This is a genomic window from Xanthomonas sp. SHU 166 (assembly GCF_000364685.1).
Taxonomy (GTDB): Bacteria; Pseudomonadota; Gammaproteobacteria; order Xanthomonadales; family Xanthomonadaceae; genus Xanthomonas_A; species Xanthomonas_A sontii.
Genome location: NZ_AQOJ01000466.1, coordinates 1 through 2,008, shown reverse-complemented (window position 1 = coordinate 2,008; position 2,008 = coordinate 1). Strand labels below are relative to the sequence as shown.

Below are 2,008 nucleotides of genomic sequence, written 5' to 3'. Positions count from 1 at the left end.
CAGGCTGCCGCCCACCGCCTCCAGCCGCTCGCGCATGCTGCTCAGCCCGGTGCCCGGCTGCAGCGCGCCGCCGCGGCCGTCGTCGCGCAGTTCCAGCAGGGCCTGGCCGCGCTCGCACCACAGCCGCAACTGCGCGTGGCTGGCACGCGCGTGGCGCTGGATGTTGGTGGCGGCCTCGCGCAGCACCAGCGCGAACACCGTCTCCAGTTGCGGGCACGGCGGCAAGGCCTCGACCTGGTAGCGGAAGGTCACTCCCGACGACTCCAGCAGCAGCTTGGCCGAGGCGATCTCCGCCGCCAGCTGCGCCGCGCGGATGCCGCTGACCGCGCGCCGCACCTGGCCCAGTGCCTCGCGCGCGACCTGGCCCACCTCTTCCATCTCGCGCTGCGCCGCGGCGGCGTCGTGGGCGAGCAGGCGCGTGGCCAGGTCCGACTTCAGCGCCACCAGCGACAGGGTGTGGCCGAGCAGATCGTGCAGGTCGCGGCCGATGCGCTCGCGCTCGGCCACCGCCGCCAGGCGCCGCACTTCCTCGTGGCTCAGGCGCAGCTGCGCCTCGCCGCGCGCACGGCGCTCGAAGCTGATGTTCATCAGCCCCACCGACAGGCCGACCACCACCGCGCTGACCATGTACAGCGGCGACCAGCCGCGCATCGTCCAGGCCAATGCGAACGAGGCCAGCACCAGCAGCATCGCCGCCACCGCCCGCTTCGGCTCGAAGCAGAACGCCAGGAAGGCGCAGGCATAGATGATGTAGCACTGCGCGCCGGGGTTGTACGGCAGCACCACGAACGCCAGCGCCGCCATGCCGGCCACGCACCAGGGCAGGTAGCGCCGGTGGCGGTAGTAGGCCACGTAGTACAGGGCCAGGAACATCAGATAGCTGGCCAGCGTCGGCGGGAACCAGTTGCGGAAGTAGTACGGCTCGTACAGCGGAGTGACGAACAGCCAGATCGACCACACCAGCGACAGCCACACGAACCAGTGGGTGCTGGGCTTGGCCGAGCTCCAGCCGATGCGGCGGGCGATCAGCGAGTCGGGCGAGGCGTGCAGCAAGGCGATCACGTCGGGCTCCCAGGGCGGCACGGCCGCCGCAGCGCATAGCTTAGCGAAGGCGCCGGCGCGCGAAACCGCGCGGCGACGCCGGGATCGGCACGGCGCACCATCAGCCGCGACGCAGGCGCCGCTGCGCCAGTGCGTAGAACACCACCGTCACCGCCAGCAGCGCGATGACATGGCCGGCACTGCCGTGGCCGTCGCCCTGCCCGACCACGCGCAGCGCCAGCTGGCCCAGGTGATAGGACGGCCACAGCGGCGCCAGCGTGGTCAGCCACGCCGGCAGCAGCTGCAGCGGGATCCACAATCCCGACAGGAACGCCATCGGCAGGTAGATCAGGTTGACCAGCGCCGGCGCACCGCTGCCGCCGGCATAGGCGCCCAGCGCCAGCCCGATCGCGCAGAACGGCAGCGTGCCCAGCACGTCCACCAGCAGCAGCCCGATCCGCTGCGCCGGCGTCAGCATCACCCCGCCGAGCAGCGCGGCCAGCGCCTGCAGCAAGACGCCGATCGCCAGCGCGAAAGCCATCGCCAGCGCGGTGCGCGCCAGCAGCAGGGCCAGCGGCGGCACCGGCATCGCCCGCTTCAGCGCGAGCAGGCCGCGCTCGCGGTCCAGGGCCAGGCCGACGCCGAACCCGAACAGGGCCGGCGCCATCACCCCGAATACGCTGTAGCTGGCCATCAGGTACACCGCCGCGTCGTGGCGCCCATGGTTGAGCAGCACGCCGAACAGCAGGTAGAACAGCGGCGGGAACAGCAGCGTGGGCAAGGCGAACGACGGCGTGCGCAGCCAGCGCAGCACCTCGTAGCGGATCTCGCGCAGCAGCAGCGCGCCCTGGTCGCGCAACGACCAGGCGGCCGCCGGGGAAGCAACGGAAAGATCGATCGGGTTCATGCGGCCTCCGCACGGGTGATGGCGAGAAAGGCGTCGGCGAGGCCGGCGCGGCGCACTTCC

2 protein-coding genes are annotated in these 2,008 nt (G+C 72.2%); both read right to left on the bottom strand.

The window, feature by feature from the left end:
- On the bottom strand, positions 1-1,062 hold a 1,062-nt coding region (locus tag D180_RS12345; protein WP_043090905.1), incomplete at its 3' end, for a sensor histidine kinase.
- Positions 1,063-1,162: 100 nt separating this feature from the next.
- Positions 1,163-1,948 carry an ABC transporter permease gene (locus tag D180_RS12340; RefSeq protein ID WP_017913032.1) on the bottom strand — a complete coding sequence of 262 codons (786 nt, stop codon included), beginning with the start codon at positions 1,946-1,948 and terminating at the stop codon, positions 1,163-1,165.
- Positions 1,949-2,008 lie beyond the last annotated feature (60 nt).

Bases quoted from the DNA above. Each gene is read 5' to 3' on its own strand.
- D180_RS12340 (WP_017913032.1), bottom strand. From the start codon at position 1,948: ATGAACCCGATCGATCTTTCCGTTGCTTCCCCGGCGGCCGCCTGGTCG.